Genomic DNA, 23083 nt, shown 5'->3' on the forward strand with positions numbered 1-23083 from the left:
ATTAACCATTAATTACATAAAAGCGAAAAGGAGGTTCACATAATTACATAAAAATACATTTTCATTACTTTTGACTCATTAGAATAGTCGCTTTTTTGTAATTCACTATGTTATAAAACCTCACTCACCTATCTCATATTAAAACATTCATTTGCACCTTATAGTTCTTTTTACCGATTTTTCGGTCTGATTCCGCATGCACACATATCATATTTCACATCATCCGTGAGATTCTATTTTATGATCATCATAATTTTTAACTGGATTTTACATTTTACCAATGGTAGAATCTTCTTAATATTTTTCCTACCTGCTTGGACGGAAATAAATAATAGGTTACTAGAAAGGAGAATCCTACTACTGTCTTTGGCGGGAAAAATGTAATTGTATCAGTACACATACACATCTGGAGGGGATTACTTTTGGAGTGGAATAAACTACCTCGCAAGCTGTCAATCATCACCTTGTCACTGGGAGTGACAGCAGGCATGATTCCAGGAGCGGCCTTTGCCGCCCGCGGCTCGCAGACGCTATCATCGACTGATTCTTTTACCTCTATTACACAGACATCCAATCAGACGTATATTTCACCACAGATTAACACCAAATCTTCTAATGATGTCCGCGTTATCGTGCAATTGAGCGGCCAGCCTGCAGCAGTAGGCAAATATGCAGCCAAGCAAGGAATCTCCGCCCTCTCCAAGACAGCTACGGAAGCTGCCGTAAAGAGCCAGCAATCCGAGGTACTTGATAAAGCCGATGCTCTCGGCATTGACCTTACCGTTAACTACCAGTACAACACCGTACTGAACGGCTTCGAGATTTCCGTTCCGGCTAATGAAATTCCGAAGCTGGCCAAAATCTCCGGCGTCACCTCCATTTATCCGAACAGCACCTGGTATGCACTGCCTGATGAGACTGTTACAGAGGCCACTTACAGAAATGATAACGCTCCGCTGGAGCAGATTCATGCTGATTGGGCTGCTAATCAGGGGATTACAGGCGCAGGGCTGAAAGTCGGCGTTATTGACACCGGTGTTGACTACCTTCATCCGGATATTGCCCCTGCCTATAAAGGCGGTTATGACTCCTTTTATCAGGATGAAGATCCATATGAAGAAGTGCCCTTGACGAAGGAAGAAGACCCGTATGAGACGGGATATGCCGGAACCTCTCACGGTACACATGTCTCGGGAACGATCATCGGACAATATGCCGCAAAAGGCGATGTTGCCCAAAAAGGAGTAGCACCTGGCGCAGAGCTCTACGCATATAAGGTTCTGGGACGCAATCTTGACGATCCAAGCACTTCTTCCGGTTCATCCGCTCAGGTTATTGACGGAATTGAGCATGCGGTGAAGGACGGCATGGATGTCATCAACCTTTCTCTCGGCTCGGACTCCGAAAAGGATGTGAATTCTCCCGATTCAATCGCGATTAATAACGCAGTGCTCTCGGGAGTTGTAGCCGTTATTGCCAACGGTAACAACGGGGAAGCGGGCTATTTCTCGCTTGGATCTCCTGCAGCTGCGCAGCTGGCTATCTCGGTTGGTGCTGTAACCAGTCCAATCAAAGCCTTCTCAGGCGGATTTAAAGCGGAAATTGCAAATTCGGTAACTACTGTTACCTATTCTGAGTATTACGATTTCCATGTAATGGCTTACGAGCTCGGAAATTATAATTTTACCGATATTATCGGCACCGAGCCGGTTGAAGTCGTATACGCTGACCTGGGTACGGAAGACGATTATCCGGAACGTGACATCTCCGGCTCTATTGTCCTGCTGTCCCGCGGTGATCTGGCCTTTGTCGATAAAATCGCTATCGCTAAAGAGCACGGGGCTAAGGCTGTTGTAATCTTTAACGGTAATGCTGCTAACTCAGAGGCTATTCTTTCTGAGAGCATCAAAGACCGTGACGGATTCATCGGCAGCAACCTCGGTGACGGATATGACTATATTCCAACCTTTGATATCGAAGGCTCCAAGGGTCGTGCACTGGCCAAAGCCATCCTTGCGAATGACGGTAAGCCTGTCTACTTCACCGTCGGGGATGAGTATAAGCAGACGATGACTGCAGGTGATGAAATAACCTACTTCTCCTCCATGGGTCCTAACGTGGACGGAAACCTCAGCATCAAGCCTGATATTGTCGCTCCTGGTGACGGTGTATTGTCGACCTATCCGGCCTATGGCGGAGATTACACCCAAGCATACCACCGCAGCAGCGGTACCAGTATGGCTACTCCGCACGTTGCGGGCTTGTCACTTCTGATCAAACAGGCACATCCGGATTACACACCGTTTGATGTCCGTGCCGCTCTGGCCAATACTGCAGACCAGCTCCTTTACAAAGGCGCTCCAGAGGATCTGTATATTCAAGGTCCAGGCCGGGCAAATGTTGAGAATGCCATCAAGACACCGGCACTGCTTCTGGCCGTAGAACCCATTACGATCCTTGACAAAAATTACGCGGCACAGAATATTACCAATTATAATCCTTCCACCAGCTTTGGAACTCTGTTGCCTGGTGCAACTGCTTCCAGAGAACTGCAGCTTAAGAACGTCAGCAACAGCGGAGTTGATTACACCGCCTCTGTAGTCTGGAACTACGACGATCTTGAGAATGTAACTGCAACACTGGATAAAGCAACCGTGACAGCTGCTGCCTACGGCACTTCCAATTTCAATCTGACCGTTAACGTTGCAGCTGATACTGAACCGCAGATGCTGCAAGGTAATGTTGTTCTGGAAGCACCGGGACAGCCTACCCTGCACTTGCCGTTCGCTATTAACGTTGATGAAACTACAGAGCAGCCTGACTGGGGTACAGGTATCCAGGAAGCTGAGATCACAACACCGGTTGTTTATAACAACTCCGGTACTGTCCTCAACTACAAGCTGAAGGCAGAAGACATCAACTATTATGAAGTAGATCTGGTTGGCATGGACGATAAGACCAAAGGCTACTACCAGATTGCCGCTACCGACTCCCATGACAAATATTTCGAACCGGGTGATTATTCCACTGTTATCACTGCCACATATCATCCTTATGATAGCGAAGGAGATCCAATTGTTGATGCAAACGGCAATCCGGCTGTTGCTTATCTGACAGAAGGGGTGTACAAGCTCCAGGTGCTGGGTATCAACGCTGAGGATAATTCCAAGCTGCCTATCAAGATTGACCAGTACAATGATGATTTCTACACTACCTACACCTCATTCCGCTTTATTAACCAGCCGGCTCCAAGCTCAGGAAACGGAGGCAATAACGGCGGCGGTGGAGGTATAGTAACACCAGTAACTCCGGCTGCTCCGGCTGCTGCTGCACTGATTGAAGAAGGCACAACTTCGGTTACTCTGACTCCGACGACAACATCCAAGGACAGTGTAACAACAGTAACAGTGACTGACTCAGCCCTGACTGCAGCGCTGGCTAATGCTGCTGCTTCCAAAACAGCTGTAGTGCTCTCATTGCCTGCCACAACAGACACAGCAGTTGAACTGAGCCTGACTGCAGCACAGGTAACCCAGCTGGCAGGTATTCATGCCGACAGTACCTTTGTAGTTACAGCCAACGGTTCAGCTGTCGCTCTGCCGGTATCCCTGCTGAAGTCAGCACCTGCAGGCCAGAACTTCAAGCTTGACATCAAGCAGGCTCCTGAAGCCGCAAGCAGATTGACTTCCGGCATTGCCGGTTCAACAGTAATCGGAACTCCGGTTACGTATGAAGCATCTTGGTCTACTGCTACAGGCAGCACCTACTTGAATACACCAACCAACCTCTTCATTAAGAGATCCTTTACTGTACCAGGCGCCATTCAGCCGAATACTGCAGGTGTTCTCTTTGAAGATAACGGCGTTGTAACGCCAGTTGCTTCGGTGTTCACACCACAGGCAGACGGAAAAACAATTGTTACCGTAAGCCGTCCAGGTTTCTCAACGTATGCCGCAGTCAGCAAGCCTGCCGCAGCATTCACAGATATCGCTGCTTCATCATCAGCTGAAGCTATTCAGACTCTGGCTAACAAGCTGATCATCCAGGGCACTTCGGCAACAACCTTCTCACCGAAGAGCAGCCTGACCCGTGCGGAATTCACCGCTCTCTTGACCCGTGCACTCGGACTGCGTACAGATGCCAGTGTTACCTTCACTGATGTAAGCTCCACTGCATGGTATGCCCAGGATGTGGCTGCCGCTTCCAAAGCCGGTCTGATTCTTGGCATCGGCAACGGAAAATTTGCGCCAACCCAGAATGTAACCCGCCAGGAGCTGGCAGTAATTCTGGATAGAGCACTCAAATTAACCGGAACTGAATTGAAGAGCACAAATCCTTCCTTCACAACGTATACAGACAGCGCAAAAGTTGCTCCTTACGCGAAGGATAGCCTGCAAACCCTGTCTGCAGCCGGCATCGTCGGCAGCGATACAGGCTCCAGCTTCAACCCGGTTGCTCCGGCAACCCGTGAAGCAGCTGCTGGCGCTCTGTACCAGCTTCTTAACAAGATCGGCCTGATCGAGTAGAAGAGTAGCACTTAAATCTATACAGGCCGCTACCAGCCTCTAAAGAGGCTGGTAGCGGCCTGCAATGCAAAAGGATCGTGCAGAGGCCAACTGGCCCTGCACGATCCTTTTTGTATGCACTTCTATCAAAAAATCCCCGGCTCCGCGTCAATAAGCGGGGCCGGGGATTAATTCAAGCTCATGTGAAAAACTTAGTCACCGCGAAAGGCACGCTTCACACGGTCAAAGAAGGACTGCTCCTGCTCGTGCGTGTTCTCCCCGTTGTAGGAGGCGAACTGGCGGAGCAGGTCCTTCTGCTCCTCACTCAGCTTGCTTGGCGTCACCACAACGACCCTCACATGCTGGTCGCCTGTGCCGCTGCCGCGCAGATGTGGAACTCCCTTGCCTCTCAGGCGGAAGAAGGTACCTGTCTGTGTTCCTGCAGGAATCTTCAGCTTCACCTTTTCAGTCAGGGTAGGAATTTCAATCTCATCACCAAGCGCCGCCTGGGCGAAGGTCAACGGAACCTCGCACATGATATCATCGTTCTCGCGCACGAAGAACTCATGGTTCTTCACGCGGATAACAATATACAGGTCTCCGGCAGGGCCGCCGCGTGTACCGCCCTCTCCTTCACCGGTCATGCGCAGCTGTGCGCCGTCATCTACGCCGGCTGGAATACGTACGTGAATCTTGCGCTGCTTCTTAACCTTGCCCTGGCCTGCGCAGGTCGAACATTTCTCTTTAATAATTTTGCCTGTGCCGCTGCAATGGGAGCAGGGACGGCGGTTGCGCATCTGTCCAAGCGGGGTATTCTGTACGAATTCCTGCTGGCCGCTGCCGTGGCAGACGGAGCAGGTCTCCGGCTTCGTGCCCGGCTTAGCCCCGGAGCCAAAGCAGGTATCGCAGGACTCCGTACGCGGAATCGTAATATCGGTTTCTTTGCCGAATACCGCTTCCTTGAATTCAATGGTCATTGTGTACTGCAAATCGCCGCCGCGCTGCGGGGCATTCGGATCACGGCGTCCGCCGCCTCCGCCGAAGAACATATCGAAGATATCTCCAAGTCCGCCGCCGAAATCTCCGCCGCCAAAGCCGCCGCCCATACCCTGATTAGGATCGATATGACCGTACTGGTCATAACGGGCCCGCTGCTGGCCGTCGCTCAGCACGTCGTAAGCTTCCTTCACTTCCTTGAACTTGGCTTCAGCATCACTGGCCTTGTTAACGTCCGGGTGATACTGGCGCGCCAGCTTACGGTAGGCCTTCTTTATTTCATCGTCAGATGCATCTCTTCCGAGACCCAGCACCTCATAAAAATCGCGTTTATCTGCCACTGCTTTCACCTCCGTACATCAGTACTCAATTCCCCTGTAACATGTTAAAAGGAAAGCCAAAACACGGGATGCCCCGGTCTTGACCTTCCCTTCGTACAGAATAAACTTATCGTTTAAGGTTACCCTTGATTCTTCTCGTCGTCAACAACCTCATAGTCAGCGTCAACAACATTATCCTTTTTAGCGCCTTCCGGAGCCCCTTCAGCACCTTGCTGCTCTTGTGCAGCCTGTTCATACAGCTTCACAGACAGCTGCTGTACAATCTCGTTAAGTGCTTCTGTAGCTGCGTTGATTTCTTCGAGGTTGTCGGTTTCCAGAACCGCTTTTACCTTGTCCTTAGCAGCATTAGCTTTTTCGATTTCGGAAGCATCTACTTTATCGCCAAGATCCTTGATGACTTTATCTGTGGAATACACGAGCTGGTCAGCGTTGTTCTTCGCTTCAACCAGTTCTTTACGCTTGCGGTCTTCCTCAGCGTGCAGCTCGGCATCCTTCATCATCTGTTCAACTTCAGCATCACTCAGGCCGCTCGAAGAAGTGATCGTGATCTTCTGGCTCTTGTTCGTGCCTTTGTCTGTTGCCGATACGTTAACGATACCGTTGGCATCGATGTCAAAAGTAACCTCGATCTGCGGTACACCGCGCGGTGCCGGCGGAATCTCGTTCAGCATAAAGCGTCCGAGTGTCTTATTGCCGTTCGCCATTTGGCGCTCACCCTGCAATACGTGAATTTCCACGCTTGGCTGGTTGTCGGCAAAGGTCGAGAAGACCTGGGATTTGCTTGTAGGAATAGTAGTGTTACGCTCAATCATCTTGGTGAACACGCCGCCTGCAGTTTCGATACCGAGGGACAGCGGAGTTACGTCGAGCAGTACCACGTCTTTTACATCACCGGTCAATACGCCTGCTTGAACAGCAGCACCCAGGGCTACTACTTCGTCCGGGTTAACACCTTTGTGCGGGTCTTTGCCTGTAAGCTTCTTAATCGCATCCTGTACGGCAGGAATACGCGTGGAACCGCCGACCAGTACGATTCTGTTCAGGTCAGCAGGAGTCATGCCTGCATCGCTAAGCGCCTGGCGTGTTGGTCCCAGTGTGCGTTCTACCAGAACTGCTGTCAGCTCGTCGAACTTAGCACGGGTAAGGTTAACTTCCAAGTGCTGAGGCACGCCGTCAACAACCGTGATAAACGGAAGTGATACAGTTGTAGTCAGGACACCTGACAATTCTTTTTTCGCTTTTTCTGCAGCATCCTTCAGACGTTGTACAGCAGCTTTGTCCTTGCTCAGGTCAATGCCCTGCTCCTTCTTGAATTCAGCAACAAGGTAATCCATAACAAGCTGGTCGAAATCATCGCCGCCCAGACGGTTGTCACCGCTGGTAGCTTTAACTTCGAAGAAACCGTCGCCCAGCTCAAGGATCGATACGTCAAATGTACCGCCGCCCAGGTCATATACGAGGATGGTCTGGTCTTCGGATTTCTCAAGGCCGTATGCCAGAGCTGCTGCAGTCGGCTCGTTCACGATACGCAGCACTTCAAGGCCTGCAATTTTACCTGCGTCCTTAGTCGCTTGACGCTGGCTGTCATTGAAGTATGCCGGAACTGTAATAACCGCCTGGGTAACAGTCTGTCCCAGATAAGCTTCAGCATCGGATTTCAGCTTCTGCAGAATCATCGCCGAGATCTCTTGTGCAGAGTAGTCTTTACCGTCGATGCTTTCTTTGTGGCTCGTACCCATATGACGCTTAATAGAAGCGATGGTACGGTCAGGATTCGTAATAGCCTGGCGTTTTGCTGTTTCGCCGACGATGCGCTCGCCGTCTTTCTTGAAGCCTACAACCGATGGGGTTGTACGCGCGCCTTCCGGATTCGGAATAACGACGGCTTCGCCGCCTTCCATAACGGCAACGCAAGAGTTGGTGGTTCCAAGGTCAATCCCGATAACTTTACTCACTGTAATGTGCCTCCTCAAAAATGGTTATGGAGCTCATGCTCCAGCATATTAATCATTAGGTTGGTTGTACTTAAATTTAGAAGAAATATATAGACAGACTACATGCTGACTTTGACCATGGCCGGACGAAGAACCTTATCCTTCAGGAGATAGCCCTTCTGGACCTCTTCCGTCACGATGCCTTCCTCGTACTCCTCGCTCTCAACCTGCATAATCGCCTGATGATATTCAGGGTTGAATGGCTGCCCTACTGTTTCCATCGCTGTGAGGCCCTCAGACTTCAATACACCTTCAAGCTGACGGAAAATCATGTTGATGCCTTTGGTAAAAGCCTCGGATTCGGCATTGCCCGGAGCAGTAACCAGTGCACGCTCAAAATTGTCGAGTACCGGAAGCAACTCAGTAACGAGCTTGGAGGTAGCATACTGTGCCAGCTCTTCCTTCTCCTTCTGCGTACGGCGGCGGAAGTTATCGAAATCAGCCTGTACACGCAATGTGCGGGCCTGGGCCTCTTCTGCCAGCTCCTGGAGGCGCTTCACAGCTTCACCGCCGCCTGAAGCCTCCTCGAAGTCCGCCGTGTTCTCTACTGCGGCTTCAGCCTCATCGGCTGCCAGTGTTTCATTTACCGCTTCGTCTTTCAGTTCATTCGGTTCTTGCATCTGTTCCTCTTTCAAGTTGTCTTCACCTCCTTCATATTATTCACGCAAATCAATTACACTCTGTTCACTTATACCAGTGTGCCAGCATCGCTGTCAAATCCCGGGATAAAATCCCGAGGATGCCCATCACACGGGCGTATTCCATCCGGGTCGGACCCAGAATGCCGATACTGCCCAGTGCCTTGCCGTCCAGTGAATAAGTAGCTGTGATCAAGCTGCAGTGGGCAAAGGCCTCATGCTTATTCTCCGTCCCGATACGGACCTGTATTCCGGTCCCGCCGGATACGGGGGACAGCATCTTCAGCAGAGTCGGCGTCTCTTCGAGCAGATCAAGGATCGTCTTGACCTTGTCGACATCCTTGAACTCCGGCTGGGTCAGCATATTCGCTGCCCCGCTCAGATAGATGCGCTGGTCATGATCGCTTTCGAGCGCCTGGTCAAGCACCTGCATTAATTCTTCATAGTGAGAGATATGACGCTGCATTTCCTCACCCAGCTCGGAATAGAGCTGGCTCTTCAGCTTATAGAGCGGTACATTCACCAGCTTGCTGTTAAGCAGATTGACAACCTTCTCCATTTCGGAGAGCGAAATCTCCGGCGGAATCTGAACTGTACGGTTCTCTACCTGACCGGTGCTGGTAACGATAATGGCCACGGCATTATTGCCGTCAAGCGGAAGCAGCTGAAAATGGCGCAATGAAGTATGAAAAACCTCCGGTCCCAGAAGGATGGAAGTGTAATTCGTCATATTGGAAAGAATCATGGCCGCATGCTGGATAACCTGCTCGGTAGCATTCAGCTTCTCAGCGAAAAAAGCGCGAATCGTGCCCATTTCTGCTGTTCCTGCGGAATTCCACGGCACCAGATGGTCCACATAATAACGGTAGCCTTTATGAGAAGGAATTCTTCCAGCCGATGTATGCGGCTGCTCCAGATAACCTAACTCCTCCAGATCGGCCATTTCATTACGGATGGTTGCCGGGCTATAGCCCACATCGCCCCGTTTGGAGATGCTGCGTGAGCCTACCGGCTCAGCAGAAGATATATAATCATCTACAATAGCATTGAGGATCATTCTCTGGCGTTCAGTTAACATGTTATTCCCTCCTATCGGCTGCGGCTCCGATTCGTTAGCACTCTACTCAGATGAGTGCTAACCACTAATACAAAAATACCAAACTGACCTCAGCATTGTCAAGTCAGTTTCACTGCGGATTTGGATTATAGGCGCAGCCTTATTTAAATCCCATATTCCGTTAATAACTGCAACCTCCATCTTCAACTTCCGTCTGAATATAGTAGGAAAGGGGTTAAACCACATGAAATGGAAAATCTCCATATTGATTATCCTGCCGGTTATGCTGCTTCTTGCCGGTGCTGCTTTGTTTTATGAGAGAGAGACTGGCAGAGAGGACAACTGCTTTTACGGTGAAGTGGATTATATCTCTGTATTGCAGTGGGATGGTGTTGTCTATCAGGAGGATTATGCCAATCCGGCCAAGGAGCAGATCAAAGGTAACCGGCTGGGGGAAATCTCTTACCGTAAAGCCGATCATCAGTGTCCACGGGATGAGATGCTTGACGGCGATTCCACGCTGCTTGAGGCCGGTACAGCGCTGTATGAGGTAACCGGGTATAAGGCATCCGCCCGCTTATGGGCAGGCGACAGGCTGTTTATAGCCCACAGCAATCCGGAAGCCGTTACCCTGAACGATCTGCTTGATATCTCTGGTAAAATTACAGCGGTCCGCTTCATCAGCGGAATGGACGGAACCACCCGTCTGATGGACTTCACACCGGAGGCTGCCGGGCTTTTTATACAAGAGTATCCCAAATCGGAATACATTTCGTTTGATCAGCTATATAAGGATACTAAAGGCTGGGTCGGCGATAAATACTGGCTCGAAATCGAGCTGAAGGACGGCTCCTCCTTGACCATCGTTTATAATACGCTATCCCGATCCTTTAATCCTCCAGCTTACGCTACCCCGGAGCTTGCCGGGCTTATAGAGCAGCAGCGCAAGCTGATCTATGCCAAGTAAACTTAAAAAAAGCCGCTGCTCCCAGGAATAGATCTCCTGACGGACAGCGGCTTATATTGTTACACGGCAGAATTCGGCTGCCTGATTAATCCAGTCTCTTCATCACTGCAATTTCATCGCAGGCATGCTGCTTCTTGCAGTTAACACAATCCGTCCAGACCTTCTCCGGAAAAATCTCCTTCTCCACCACAGTGAATCCGTTTCTGAGAAAGAAATCGACTGCATACGTCAGCGCCATAATCTTAGGAATGCCTTGACGTCTTGCTTCTTCAGTCAGCTTCTCCAGAATCATCGAACCGACACCCTTACCCTTGCCTTCATCGCGCAAGCCGATGGAACGGACTTCAACGAGATCATTTCCGAGTCTAAACAACGAGCCACAGCCCACGAACATACCGTCAATTTCAGCGATGACGAACTGGTCGATCTGGCGGGTCAGTGCCTGCCTGGAACGGGGGAGCATAATTCCGCGCTGGGCGTACTCCTCTATCATTAAATACAGCGGCTCCACATCCTCCACCGTAGCAATTCTGCATATTACCTTAGATTCTCCCGCAGGAGCCGACTGGCGGATCATTTCCGTCTTGACAAGCACTATAACTCACCCCTCGTTGTTAATATGAATAAATATACAACATGGTGAATTACAATTCAAGGGGTATTATAAAATTAAACCTCTGTTAAAAGTCCGACAAATTCTCCAAAAACATCATTGCCGAACAGGATTCCCTGCTTGCTCAGCCGGTAGGTGCCATCCGTATGCTCCAGCAGCCCGGCATGCAGCAATTTATGCAGCGACGCACCAAAAATATCCTCCAGTGTCTTGCCGAACTGGGCCTGGAATGCACTGCCTGATACCCCGGCGCGCATGCGCAGGCCGACCATCATAAAGTCCTCCATCGCCTCCTGCTCCGTGATTTCAAAGGAGTCCAGACGCGGCAGCCCGCTGCGCGAAGCTTCATTATAGGGATTCACACCCTTGATATTGATATGCCGCTGACGCTTAACATATCCGTGTGCCCCTGCACCAAGGCCGTAATAATCTTCGTTACGCCAGTACGTTACATTATGACGGCTCTCCATGCCCGGCTTGGCAAAATTACTGATCTCATACTGGATATAACCCGCTTTCTCCATTTCAGACATGAGCAGCAGGTACATTTCCAGCTCATCCTCTTCGCTGGGCAGAGGCAACTTATTTTTATTGAATAAGGTATGGAAAAGCGTATTCTCCTCTACCTTCAGGCTATAGATTGAATAATGCGGCAGATTCAGCTCCAGCGCTTTGCGGATACTCTCTTTAAGCATGTCTACGGTCTGGTTCGGCAGCCCGAACATCAGATCAACCGACAGGTTATCAAGCCCAACACTGCGCGCATTCTCCAGACTGCGGTAGACATCATCAACATTATGAATACGTCCAATCCCGCTCAGCAGTTCATTCTGGAATGCCTGAACGCCGAAGCTGACCCGGTTAACCCCGCCTTCTTTCATTATTGTAAGCTTCTCAATGTCCGTTGTGCCCGGGTTAGCCTCCATCGAGAATTCAATATTGTCATCCCACAGCGGGAAATGCCGGCGGACCGACGCCAGGAAATAGGCCATTTCATCGGGCTTGAGCACAGTCGGCGTTCCCCCGCCGACAAAGATCGTCTTAATCACACCCGGCGGAGTCTGCTGTACGGTCAGCTCCATTTCGCGGTCAAGCGCATGCAGATACTCCATCACCGGCTGGTCCTTCAGGACATAGGAATTGAAATCACAGTAAAAGCATTTATTCGTGCAAAACGGAATATGAATATACACGGCCTCAGGGGGACGGCCATTGTTATGAGCTGTCATAGCTGTCTCCTTTAAATGTTAATAGTGTCTGCATATATAGCCAGAAAAGGGAAGCCGTCAGGCTTCCCTACAGTGTCTCATTACTGATTCATTGGTGCACTCCGCAGCAGGGAGTCCCTATAACCTATTTACTCGTCGATCTTCAGAACCGCCATGAACGCTTCCTGCGGCACCTCTACACTGCCGACCTGCTTCATGCGCTTCTTCCCTTCCTTCTGCTTCTCCAGCAGCTTCCGCTTACGGGAAATGTCACCGCCGTAGCATTTGGCCAGGACGTTCTTACGCATCGCCTTAACGGTCTCACGGGCCACAACCTTTGTTCCGACCGATGCCTGGATCGGCACCTCGAACATTTGCCGTGGAATGATACCGCGCAGCTTTTCACAGATAATGCGGCCGCGGTTGTAGGCACGGTCACGGTGGACAATGAACGACAGGGCATCAACCTGCTCGTTGTTCAAGAGAATATCCATTTTCACCAGATTGGACTGGCGGTAGCCGGAAATCTCATAGTCGAAGGAAGCATAGCCCTTTGTGCCTGATTTCAGCTGGTCAAAGAAATCATATACGATTTCCGATAGTGGAATCTGGTAAGTAATGGTTACCCGGTTGGTATCCAGATACTCCATATTCACGAATTCCCCGCGCTTGTTCTGACAAAGCTCCATTACGGTACCTACGTAATCATTCGGGACAATTACTGCAGCTTTGACATAAGGCTCTTCTACATAATCGATGGTACCGATCTCCGGATAGTTCGACGGGTTGTCAATCTGCAGCATTTCGCCGTTGGTCAGCATAATCCGGTAAATAACGCTTGGTGCAGTCGTAATCAGCGGGAGATTGAACTCGCGCTCAATGCGCTCCTGAATAATCTCCATGTGCAGCAGCCCAAGGAATCCGCAGCGGAAGCCGAAGCCCAGGGCGCTTGAACTCTCCGGCTCGAAGCTTAGCGAGGCGTCATTCAGCTGGAGCTTCTCAAGCGCTTCACGCAGATCATTGTAATCCGAGGTTTCAATCGGATACAGACCGCAATATACCATCGGATTGATCTTGCGGTAACCCGGCAGCGGCTCCGGTGTCGGATTCTTAGCATCTGTTACCGTATCCCCGACGCGGGTATCGCCGACATGCTTGATACCGGCAACGATGAAGCCTACATCCCCGATGTTAAGCTCGTCCACAATCGTCATACGCGGCATGAAGGAACCGACTTCGATAACCTCGAATACTTTTTCAGTAGCCATCATTTTGATCTTTGATCCGGCGCGGATCTTACCGTCGATAACGCGGACATAGACGATAACGCCCTTGTACGGATCGTAATGGGAGTCAAATATCAGCGCCTTCAGCGGATCTTCGGCAGTACCGGTAGGAGCCGGAACTTGTTTCACTACCTGCTCCAGGATTTCCTTAATCCCGATGCCCGCTTTGGCTGAAGCAAGCACAGCCTCACTGGCGTCTAGTCCGATTACATCCTCAATCTCCTGCTTGACCCGCTCCGGGTCGGCACTCGGCAGGTCAATCTTGTTAATGACCGGCAGAATCTCCAGATTGTTATCCAGCGCAAGGTATACGTTAGCCAGTGTCTGCGCTTCAATCCCCTGGGCAGCATCAACAACCAGCAGTGCTCCTTCACAGGCAGCAAGGCTTCGGGAGACCTCATAAGTGAAGTCGACGTGTCCCGGAGTATCAATCAGGTTGAGCAAATACTCCTGGCCGTCATCAGCCTTGTAAGTCAGGCGTACAGCCTGCAGCTTAATGGTGATCCCGCGTTCACGCTCCAGATCCATCTGATCCAGCACCTGCTCCTGCATTTCGCGTGAGCTGAGTGCGCCCGTATATTCAAGAATACGGTCGGCCAGAGTCGATTTACCATGGTCTATATGTGCAATAATCGAGAAATTGCGGATTTGTTGTTGTCTTTTCTGAACGTCAGTCATTCCTTACCCCCACAGACAGCCTTATGTTAATCCACTCATTATACCAGTACGCGCTTCCCCCATCAATCCCGTTCAGCCGGGAAAGTAAAGAAAGCAGCGCACAGCCCCGCAATAAGCATTGCGGTTATGCAACAAATGACAAGTAGAAACGGCTATGCCGTCCTTCTGAGAAGGCGGTAACCGTTCCTGCGAGAAATATAAGGATTATTGATAGCGTAAAACATATAAATTCTTATATTTCAAAAAAGCCCCTTCTGAGGCCTTTCGTCCTTGCAGCGTAACTAATCGGCAGAGTCGAACAGGGAGACAATCCAGCGGATGCTTTTCTGCGAAGCCTGCTGGAGCAGACCGGCTGTCTTATCCGCAAGCACATCAATGCCCGGCTGCTGATCTCCGGGGATCAGCAGCTGTTCCGGGGTCAGCGTATTATAGTCCTGCACCTCCTGCTGCGGCAGTGTACTGCCGCCGGCAGAAGTCTGGGCTGTAGACTGCGGCTGGACCGCAGGAAGTGCCGTATAGGCGCCGGTCACCGGATCAACGGCAACCGGCACATAGACATAGGCCGGGCTGCTCTGCACGTTCACGGTGCCAGCAGCAGCAGCTTGCCCCGCCTGCTGCCCCCCTATTGCTCCGTTCCAGCCCGGAGCTACCGTCTCCGTCCTAGCTGTGCCGCTGCCGCCGAACTGCAGACCTATCAATATGCCGATACCCGCCCACACGCCGATCACAACCAGTTTTTTGCCGAAACGGGACATGTCCAGCCCACTCCTTTCTCCCTCTCTTGTTAATAAGGTTCTATGTTACTCAGTGCTATCTTCCGAACCGCCGCTCTTGTCAGGTGCAGCAGCTTTTTCCGCATCATGGCTGCTCCAGTATACATCAGCAATCGCATCAGCCAGAACATCAGCCGTCCGCTTCAGCTCCTCAGCACTATTGTCGATTCCGCCGACTTCTATTAATACACTGTTAGGTGAAAGAGACTGGTTATACTCTCCATTATTGCCGTTGCCGGAGGACTTCCCCCAGATGCCGCGCGAGAGGCCCGGATAATTTTTTTCCAGCAGCTGATGAATGGAATTGGCGAAGGCTTCGTTTTTCTTCCAGTCCTTATTGGCATGCCCGAGAATAAAGTACACCTGTGCATAACTTTTTCCATCAATAACTGCTGTCGTTTTGCCGTGCCGCTGTGAGTCACGGTGGATATCGATCAGCTCGGTCATTTCCTGGTTAGCTGCCATTGCCGCCTTAATAGTGATCCGGGAATATTTATAAGAAAAGTTCCAGTTGTAATCCGGTACTTCGGTTGCATAATCATCCTTTGCATGAACCGTTCCGATCCCGCGCTGCTCCAGCCTGTCAGTGATATAGGAGCCTACCAGCAGCACATTTTTGGCTGGGGAGGCGGAGCTGGGATTTTCACTTTCTGCTCCCAGCAGCGGATTATAGGCTTCACGCGGATGGGAATGGTAGACGAGCACCCGTTTAATAGAGGTATCCTCCGTCGCACCGCTGTCCCGGCCGGCTCCGCCGCTGCTGCCCTGTTCTGCAGAAATACCGTTATCCGGCGCAGCTGTCGGCTGAGGCTGTACCACAGAGTCACCGGCAGGCTTGTCCGGCTCCGGATCAGCATCAGTATCCTTGGCAGGATCAGCAGTGCCGGCTCCGGGATCATCCGACTCCCCGCCGGCCAGCTCATCCGTACCAGGATGATAATCGGCAGGAGCACCTGCCGTTCCGCCTGAACCTTCCCGCAGCAGGAAGGGGTCATCGGCGGCAAGGCCCGGCACCTCGCGCGACAGCAGGCTTTTTGGATTGCCGGGATCAACGCTTGTCAGCATCCGGAATACAAAGGAAGTTACTTTGGGCGCTGAGAAGGCTGATGCCTCTCCGTTTTTCGGCAAATGCGGCACCTCCATCCCCAGCAGTTCCATAAAGAATCCGCTGGACAATGAAGACGCCAGCCCTTTCATAGAAGGAACAGGTGATGTATTCAGCTTCGTTCCGGCCAGTCCGCCGGCGCCAAGCAGCATGAAAAAAACAAGTGAACCTCCGGCCAGCAGCAGCATTGTTCTCCCCAGCGACAGAACGTCCAGCAGTTTTCCGCGCAGCCTGCCGATATTCCATAGCTGAAACCATTTTCTGTTCATTATTGTTATGTCCTCCTCCAGCCCTCTGTAATCTCTTATATTTCAAATCTATGAGCAGGAAGAGAATAGTAGAACTCAAAGAGATGGATTAATAGAGCATAACGCCAAGCCAGCCGTTGTCTCCTGTCCGGGCAGACATAGAAACCGGCACATAAAAGCCCGGACAAGCTGCCGCCGTGGCTGCTTATCCGGGCCGTCCGTTGTACACCGGGTCAGTGGGTATATGCGCCGACATTTCCAGGGTCAACTGCATCATGCAGCGCAGCATTCAGGCCGCTGGCAACAATGTTGGCAATTTCTTCAATGAATTCATCAATTTCCTTCGGGGTGACAATGAGGTCATGCCCGAGGGGCTCCAGCACCTCTTTTACCAGCTGCAGCCGTTCCTGCTCCGAGATATCGTCCAGCATGCCCATGATCTCCTTGGTGTGTGCTCCTCCATCGCCCATCTGGCCGAAATGATTGCTCATCATCTCCAGTACGTTATTAACAATCGTCGAAGCATAGCAGACTGTAGGCACGCCGATAGCAATGCATGGAACTCCCAGAATCTCTTTGGTCAGCCCGCGGCGCTTGTTGCCGATGCCTGAACCGGGGTGAATGCCGATATCGGCAATCTGAATCGTCGTGTTAATCCGTTCAAGCGAGCGGGAGGCCAGTGCATCAATAGCAATGATCAGATCAGGCTTGGTGCGGTCTACAATTCCCTGAACAACCTCACTGGACTCAATGCCGGTCAGGCCTAGCACCCCCGGAGCGATTGCGCTGACATTACGGTACCCCGGAGAGACCTGGTCAGGTACAAGCTCATAGAATTGGCGGGTAATCAGTGCATTCTCCACTACCAGCGGTCCCAAGGAATCGGGCGTTACATTCCAGTTGCCGAGACCGACAATCAATACGGAAGAATCCTTGTTGATGCCGATCCGGGTAAGGAACTGCTCGAATTCGCGGGCGAATACAACCGATACCTTCTGCTGAAGCCCGGTATCCCCGCCGCGCAGCGCCGGAACCTCCAGTGTTACATAGTTCCCGAGCGCCCGCCCGATCGCCTGGGAGCCTGCAGCAGTAGCCACGCCAAGCCGTGTGACCTTAATACCGCCCGCTTCTTCTACCTCTTCATTCACACCTGGTATAGGCGTTTTCTGCGGCCCCTGGGCAATTTCCTTGGCTTCTACCGCAAGGTCCGTGCGTACTGAATACAGCTGAAGATCCAGTTCCATCCTAGTTCAGCCTCCTAAAAGTTTTGTGAGCATACGCTTCATTGAGGGAGCCTCGTTCAAAACTCACTTCGGAAGCATATGCTTAAGTTTTGTGAGCATAGTGTGCGGGAGAAGCGCGGTGTTTATGCAAAAGGGTATGGATAAATCGTACAGCCAAGCAAACTTTAGGCTGTTATATGCCGCAAGACACACAGCATAGCCTTCTTCCTGTATCGTGCGGGGTAGCCGCAGGCTTTTTCAATAGCTTTTAGTGTTGCATTTTGCCCCCCGGCATGCTAAGATATTTTAAGTTGTGAATCATTTGTTGATTTCGAATGTCTTCCAGGAGGTGAATGCAATGCCAAATATCAAATCCGCGGTTAAACGCGTCAAGACGATCGAGAAACGTCGTGCTTTGAACGCTTCCCAGAAGTCCGCGCTTCGTACAGCTGTGAAAACTGCTGATGTAGCTCTGACTGGAACGGAAGTTGAAACTGCTCAAGCTGCTATCCAAGCTGCTTCCAAAAAGCTGGACAAGGCCGTAACTAAAGGTCTGGTTCATAAAAATGCGGCTGCCCGCAAAAAATCCCGCTTGGCGAAGAAATTGAACGCTCTTAAGGCTCAAGCCTAATTAGCGACTTTCATAGTGAGCACTATAAGAACCTGACCGATATGCTGCATACGGTTAGGTTTTTTTGTGTCTTCTATCCATCGTGCTTACCTGCAAAAAAACAGAGCCTGCCTTACCCGCTGAACAGGCGGATAAAGTCAGGCTCTTGGGTTGCCCCTGGGCCGGACACCGTATTGAACGGCAACATACCGGCATTATGCCCCAAGGCGCAGCATAAACATCTCCAGCCCGAGCACCTTGTCGATGGCTCCGGTCTTCATCTGGTAATCAAGGTCAGCCAGGCCGCTCAAAATCTGCCGCAGCCGCCGGCTGTCGAACTTGCGGGCCTGCTCACCGGCCAGCTTGACAGCATAAGGGTGTACTCCGATTTGTGAAGCAATCTGCGCCTGCGAATAGCTGAGTGCAGAAAGGTCCTTAACCTGCAGAATAATCCGGAACTGCCGGGCAATCAGTGCGGCAATCTTGATCGGCTCCTCGCGCTGCTTCAGCAGCTCATACAGCGTACCAAGCGCCTTATCCAGGCGCAGATTCGCAATATCCTCCACCAGCGTGAATACATTCTGTTCCGTGCCGCGGTGAACCAGGCTTTCCACCGCTGCGGCATCCACTGTTCCGCCGGCTCCGGCGAACAGTGACAGCTTGTCCATCTCCGCAGAAAGGCCCTGCAGACCGGTGCCTGCACTGGCTACCAATATCTCAGCAGTTCCCGGCGCGACCGAACAGCCGCGGTCCTTGAAGCCCTTCTCAACCCAGCGCAGCAGCTCTTCCGCACCGAGCGGGTTGAATGCCAGCACTGTCCCGGCGGCTTTCGCCGCCTTGACGATCTTTTTGCGCTCATCCAGCTTATCATTATTCACAAGGAACACAATGACGCTAAAGTCGGCAGGAGACTGTATATAATCGCTTAGCAGCTCAACGCGGTGCTCAATCTTGGCACTCTCCTTACCGGCAGTGAACAGCGAGCCATCCCGCACCAGCAGCAGCTTGCGCTCCACCATGAACGGAACAGTCTCCGCCTCCTCCACTACCGCCTGAACAGGCGTCTCTGACAGATCAAAGGGAATTACTGCAAAGTCACGGTCCTCTTTGGCGATCAGATGATCCTCCAGGAAGGCCGCAAATTCATTCATCCGGAATTTTTCACTGCCGTAAAGCACGTATAGCGGTGAAATTTTTCCTTGTTTAATGTCCTTGGCCGCCGCTTTGGCATCCATCCTGCCACTTCCTTTTCCAATTCAATTCAGTAAAATCATCAGATGCATACGTTTCTTTAGTTTAACAGAAAATGCGCTGCATAGGTTGTGCATAATGCTTTTAGCAGCTACCTGAATGTTCATGACCCCACCCTGGCATCCGTGAAAGTTCACAGGCGGGCGGCCGGCGCAAAAATACAAAAACGGAGCAACCTCGGCAGCCAGGGCCAAAGTTGCTCCGTTTCAGCGGCGCATCTATATAAACGACGAAAGGAAAAGGCTCTAGAAACCCCGCTTCCGCCGGTCATACCGATGAATCTCGCAAATCCTGTAATTCCTGTCCTCATACCATAGCATATTCGGGGTACCCCCAAAACGTTCCAATCCACAATTATTTATTGGCCGGAGCCGTGCTGGCCGGTGACGGGCCCGCACTCGCCGGACTGGCCGGCGAAGCAGACGGCAGGGCAGATGCCGGAGCAGCAGGCGCTGAATACACCTCAGTAACCTCTGTACCGTCCTGCATAGTCACATAAGTGAATTGCAGGCTGTCCCCCGACCAGGAACCAGATACCCAGGCCCCATCCAGCGGCAGCGAAGTCACCGCTGTCCGTTCTTCCGCCTGTCCTCCGGCGGGCAGGCTGTAGATTACCAGCTGCTGTCCGGCAAGCTCGGCAGCATAACGCCCGTCCGGAGAGCTCCATGACCCGTGAGGTGATACAAGCGCCGGCAGAATCCCCATAACACCTGCCTCCTGAGCAGCAGGAGGCTGCTGCGGATCCTGCGCAGGTGTGTCAGCCGTATCTGCAGGTGCATTAGCAGCACTGCCGCCGAATATCCGGGCGTCCTGCGCGTTATTGTTATTGCCGTTATTGCCACTTCCCCCTCTGGCATCAGCCCTTGGAGCAGGCGTTGCCGCTTGCGTGCTGCGAGTAACCGGAGTGTCCCGCTTGGCTGAAGCAGCTTTATCCGTAGCAGCAGGCGCACTTGCCTCTGCTGCCGGTACCGTGTCAGCCGCAGCCGGAGCAGCGGTATCTGCCGCCCCGCCGTCGGCGGCATCTGCAGATTCAGTAGCCTGAATCTCCATCTGGTACAGTGACGCACCTCCGGCTTCATCTCCGGTTGCAGCCGTATCCGCGTTTTCCGTTGCCATCTTGCTCAGCGGCTCACTGCTTGAGGCTGTATCAGCCGCCTGATTCAGCGACATCTCCACATCAGCCGACGGCAGGCTGTCCGGCATTTTAAACACTGCGAACAGCAATATAATGGCCGCAGCAACTGCACCTATGCCTGTCCGCGTTGCCATGGAAGCTGCTCTGGAGGTACCTTTTGCAGCTTTACCGTGCATATTCTTGCGTGTCATCGGAATGACCTTGCCTTCTTCCGGGGCTTCTGCACTTGAACTCTTAACTCCGGAGTCTATTCTCTCAAGCTGAGGCAGAATCGAGTCAACCAGACTAAAAGGAGGCTTAATATCCGGCAGCTGCTCCAGTTGCTCAGAGAGCATAGTCAGCCGGTCAAAGACTTCCGCGCAGGAAGGACAATTATCGATATGGCGGTACATTTCCACAGTCTCTTCGGGACTGAGATCATGATCCAGATAGCGGTGCATCCATTCCGTCACCTCCGTACACTTCATCCTGATACACCACCTTTCTGATACTCCTGAAGTCTATTTTGCAGCTGTTGCCTGGCCCTGAACAGGTAAGATTTCACCGTGTTGAGCGGCAGGTCGAGGCAGTCTGCAATCTCGTTGTAAGAAAAATCCTGCAAATACCTTAGTACAATCACCGTCCGGTGATGCTCTGGGAGCTGGTCAATGGCCTCGCGGATATCCTCCGCCAGATAACCGGACATGACCTCGCGCTCTACATTATGTTTATTATCCTGGAACACCATTTCGTGCTCATCGATAGAAACAGTAGGCTTCGATCTCCTGAATTTGTCAATACAGATGTTGGTTACGATCCGCTGAACCCATGTTTTGAACTGGGCCTTTTCCTCATAGGAATTGATTTTGGTATACACTCTGATAAGCGCTTCCTGTGATGCATCCAAAGCATCCTGTTCATTATGCAAAATGTAGAAAGCCGTCTTATACACATGTCCTTCAATTTCCCGCAATAGGGTGATTAGAGCGTCGCGATCGCCCGCTTGAGCGGCTCTGATGAGTCCCTGCTCCACCACGAAGGTTCCCCCTCTCTATGCAATCTTACTGACGCGCAAGACTGCTGATTTGTTGCAAGCCTGTAATCATTATTTTAAAGATGCCAAACTTTACATAATACGTCTTGAACCTCCACCGGTTCCGTTCCGGGGCAAGTCCGTAAACCGCCCATAATCCTTACTAAGCATACAAGGGAAGCGCTGAATCTTCAAATACTCTTTTACAGAAGTTTATGACAAAAATGAAATCAAACAGGCTGCCCGTCAGGTACGCTTACCCGGAGACAGCCTGATTTATTTATACATTATAGTAGTGCACAGCATCAGTACAGCGTAGTTGTCCTTGCCGTCGTCATCCACCACATAGATTTCCCCCTGTTCAAAAAGCTGCGGATTACTATGGTTACGGTGCAATCTGTACAATAGTCCTGCTGTCACCCTGCAGCCCCGGACCGCAGAGATAATCTGCACATACTCAGCCTCTTCTTCATTATTCGTACGGTACAGCGTCCTGTGCTTGTCATTCCCGGGCATAGCGGCCCCCTCCGTCTTCAGGGACATTCTCCTGATCATCAGCAGACTGCCTGCTGCTGTCTTTGTAAGTATTGCCCGGAATCGGAGGAAAGCATCACTATTTCATTTAGATGTAGGGAAAAAATAAAACTGCCCCACCTTATAGAGAGGCGGGACAGTTCAAGTGATTATTTGTTACAGGCCTTTTACCTCTTTGTACTTAGCTACATACTGCGCAGCCAGCTCCGTAATCTGGTCGTAGCGGCCTTCTTTGGCCGGAGCAGTCAGGTTGCCGCCGATTCCCACAGCGATACAGCCGTTCGCGATCCATTTGCCCATGTTGTTCAGATCTACACCGCCGGTAGGCATGATGTTAACATGCGGCATCGGGCCTTTGACTGCCTTAACATAATCCGGTCCGAAGGCGCTGCCAGGGAACAGCTTCAGCACATCCACGCCAAGCTTCAGTGCTTCCTTCATTTCGTTAAGCGTCATACAGCCCGGCATGTAAGGAATACCATAGAGATTACACATCTTAGCCGTTTCTTCTTCAAAAGAAGGGCTGACCACAAATTCGGACCCTGCCAGAATCGCAATCCGGGCTGTCAGCGGATCAAGTACAGTACCTGCGCCGATTACAGCACGGCTGCCATACTCAGCCACCAGGCGTTTGATCGCCACATCCGCATCCGGAGTCGTAAAGGTAACCTCGATATTCGTCAATCCGCCCTCGATACAGGCAGCCGACATTTTAAAGGCATCATCAGCGTTGTCAGCACGGATAACCGCTACTACACCGACAGAGGTAAGGTTTTGCAATACTTTTATTTTCTTCATCTTAAACGTCCTCTCTTAATAAATACGTAATATAAAACAGGTGTACATCATAGAACATTTATTTAGATAAACTATTTTATCTCATTTACTAACACACTTACGAAAGCTTCT

At 51.3% G+C, this 23083-nt stretch carries 18 protein-coding genes; 3 read left to right on the plus strand and 15 right to left on the minus strand.

What is annotated here, in order from left to right; translation table 11 throughout:
- The first annotated feature begins 422 nt into the window (after window positions 1–422).
- The gene (locus R70331_RS23010) at window positions 423–4526 is read left to right on the plus strand and encodes a S8 family serine peptidase (protein ID WP_042179504.1); all 4104 of its coding nucleotides are present in this window, start codon (window positions 423–425) and stop codon (window positions 4524–4526) included.
- Window positions 4527–4717: 191 nt separating this feature from the next.
- Here R70331_RS23010 and dnaJ read toward each other — a convergent pair whose 3' ends face one another.
- From dnaJ to hrcA, 4 genes are all read right to left on the minus strand, one after another.
- The gene (gene dnaJ / locus R70331_RS23015; protein WP_042179507.1) at window positions 4718–5842 is read right to left on the minus strand and encodes a molecular chaperone DnaJ; all 1125 of its coding nucleotides are present in this window, start codon (window positions 5840–5842) and stop codon (window positions 4718–4720) included.
- A 119-nt stretch (window positions 5843–5961) separates the two neighbouring features.
- Window positions 5962–7797, minus strand: a complete 1836-nt coding sequence (gene dnaK / locus R70331_RS23020; RefSeq protein ID WP_042179510.1) for a molecular chaperone DnaK — start codon at window positions 7795–7797, stop codon at window positions 5962–5964.
- A gap of 98 nt (window positions 7798–7895) precedes the next feature.
- On the minus strand, window positions 7896–8471 hold the full coding sequence (grpE, locus tag R70331_RS23025) for a nucleotide exchange factor GrpE (RefSeq protein ID WP_231576346.1): 576 nt from the start codon (window positions 8469–8471) through the stop codon (window positions 7896–7898).
- 49 nt (window positions 8472–8520) lie between these two features.
- The gene (gene hrcA, locus R70331_RS23030) at window positions 8521–9552 is read right to left on the minus strand and encodes a heat-inducible transcriptional repressor HrcA (protein ID WP_042179513.1); all 1032 of its coding nucleotides are present in this window, start codon (window positions 9550–9552) and stop codon (window positions 8521–8523) included.
- A gap of 223 nt (window positions 9553–9775) precedes the next feature.
- Between hrcA and R70331_RS23035 the strand changes: the two genes are divergently transcribed.
- Complete coding sequence (locus R70331_RS23035; RefSeq protein ID WP_042179516.1) at window positions 9776–10498, plus strand: hypothetical protein; 723 nt, start codon at window positions 9776–9778, stop codon at window positions 10496–10498.
- An 85-nt stretch (window positions 10499–10583) separates the two neighbouring features.
- Here R70331_RS23035 and R70331_RS23040 read toward each other — a convergent pair whose 3' ends face one another.
- The 6 genes from R70331_RS23040 to gpr all read right to left on the minus strand — a co-directional run bounded on the left by R70331_RS23040 (window position 10584) and on the right by gpr (window position 17653).
- On the minus strand, window positions 10584–11075 hold the full coding sequence (locus R70331_RS23040) for an N-acetyltransferase (RefSeq protein WP_042183115.1): 492 nt from the start codon (window positions 11073–11075) through the stop codon (window positions 10584–10586).
- Between the two features lie 92 nt (window positions 11076–11167).
- Window positions 11168–12340: a radical SAM family heme chaperone HemW gene (hemW, locus tag R70331_RS23045; RefSeq protein WP_042179519.1), complete on the minus strand. Its 1173-nt coding sequence runs from the start codon at window positions 12338–12340 to the stop codon at window positions 11168–11170.
- A gap of 128 nt (window positions 12341–12468) precedes the next feature.
- Complete coding sequence (lepA, locus tag R70331_RS23050; protein ID WP_039876177.1) at window positions 12469–14283, minus strand: translation elongation factor 4; 1815 nt, start codon at window positions 14281–14283, stop codon at window positions 12469–12471.
- Between the two features lie 281 nt (window positions 14284–14564).
- Entirely contained in the window at window positions 14565–15038 is a 474-nt protein-coding gene (locus R70331_RS23055; protein WP_042179521.1) for a hypothetical protein, read from the minus strand.
- Window positions 15039–15083: 45 nt separating this feature from the next.
- Window positions 15084–16430 (minus strand): stage II sporulation protein P, encoded by a 1347-nt coding sequence (locus R70331_RS23060; protein WP_042179523.1) that lies wholly within the window; start codon window positions 16428–16430, stop codon window positions 15084–15086.
- 212 nt (window positions 16431–16642) lie between these two features.
- A complete protein-coding gene (gene gpr / locus R70331_RS23065) occupies window positions 16643–17653 on the minus strand; it encodes a GPR endopeptidase (protein ID WP_042179525.1) in 1011 nt (336 codons plus the stop codon).
- A gap of 337 nt (window positions 17654–17990) precedes the next feature.
- On the opposite strand from gpr, the gene rpsT reads away from it, so the two are divergent.
- Complete coding sequence (gene rpsT / locus R70331_RS23070; RefSeq protein ID WP_039876184.1) at window positions 17991–18263, plus strand: 30S ribosomal protein S20; 273 nt, start codon at window positions 17991–17993, stop codon at window positions 18261–18263.
- A 194-nt stretch (window positions 18264–18457) separates the two neighbouring features.
- Here the strand turns inward: rpsT and holA are convergent, their stop codons facing one another.
- From holA to R70331_RS23095, 5 genes are all read right to left on the minus strand, one after another.
- Complete coding sequence (holA, locus tag R70331_RS23075; protein WP_042179527.1) at window positions 18458–19477, minus strand: DNA polymerase III subunit delta; 1020 nt, start codon at window positions 19475–19477, stop codon at window positions 18458–18460.
- A 370-nt stretch (window positions 19478–19847) separates the two neighbouring features.
- Window positions 19848–21095, minus strand: a complete 1248-nt coding sequence (locus R70331_RS23080) for an anti-sigma factor family protein (protein WP_042179529.1) — start codon at window positions 21093–21095, stop codon at window positions 19848–19850.
- Entirely contained in the window at window positions 21092–21643 is a 552-nt protein-coding gene (locus R70331_RS23085; RefSeq protein ID WP_039876188.1) for an RNA polymerase sigma factor, read from the minus strand. The genes R70331_RS23080 and R70331_RS23085 overlap by 4 nt, the downstream gene beginning before the upstream one ends.
- A 273-nt stretch (window positions 21644–21916) precedes the next feature.
- A complete protein-coding gene (locus R70331_RS23090; protein ID WP_042179531.1) occupies window positions 21917–22195 on the minus strand; it encodes a hypothetical protein in 279 nt (92 codons plus the stop codon).
- Between the two features lie 135 nt (window positions 22196–22330).
- Window positions 22331–22972 (minus strand): bifunctional 2-keto-4-hydroxyglutarate aldolase/2-keto-3-deoxy-6-phosphogluconate aldolase, encoded by a 642-nt coding sequence (locus R70331_RS23095; RefSeq protein ID WP_039876193.1) that lies wholly within the window; start codon window positions 22970–22972, stop codon window positions 22331–22333.
- Window positions 22973–23083: the final 111 nt, after the last annotated feature.

This window comes from Paenibacillus sp. FSL R7-0331, assembly GCF_000758645.1.
GTDB lineage: Bacteria > Bacillota > Bacilli > Paenibacillales > Paenibacillaceae > Paenibacillus_AQ > Paenibacillus_AQ camerounensis.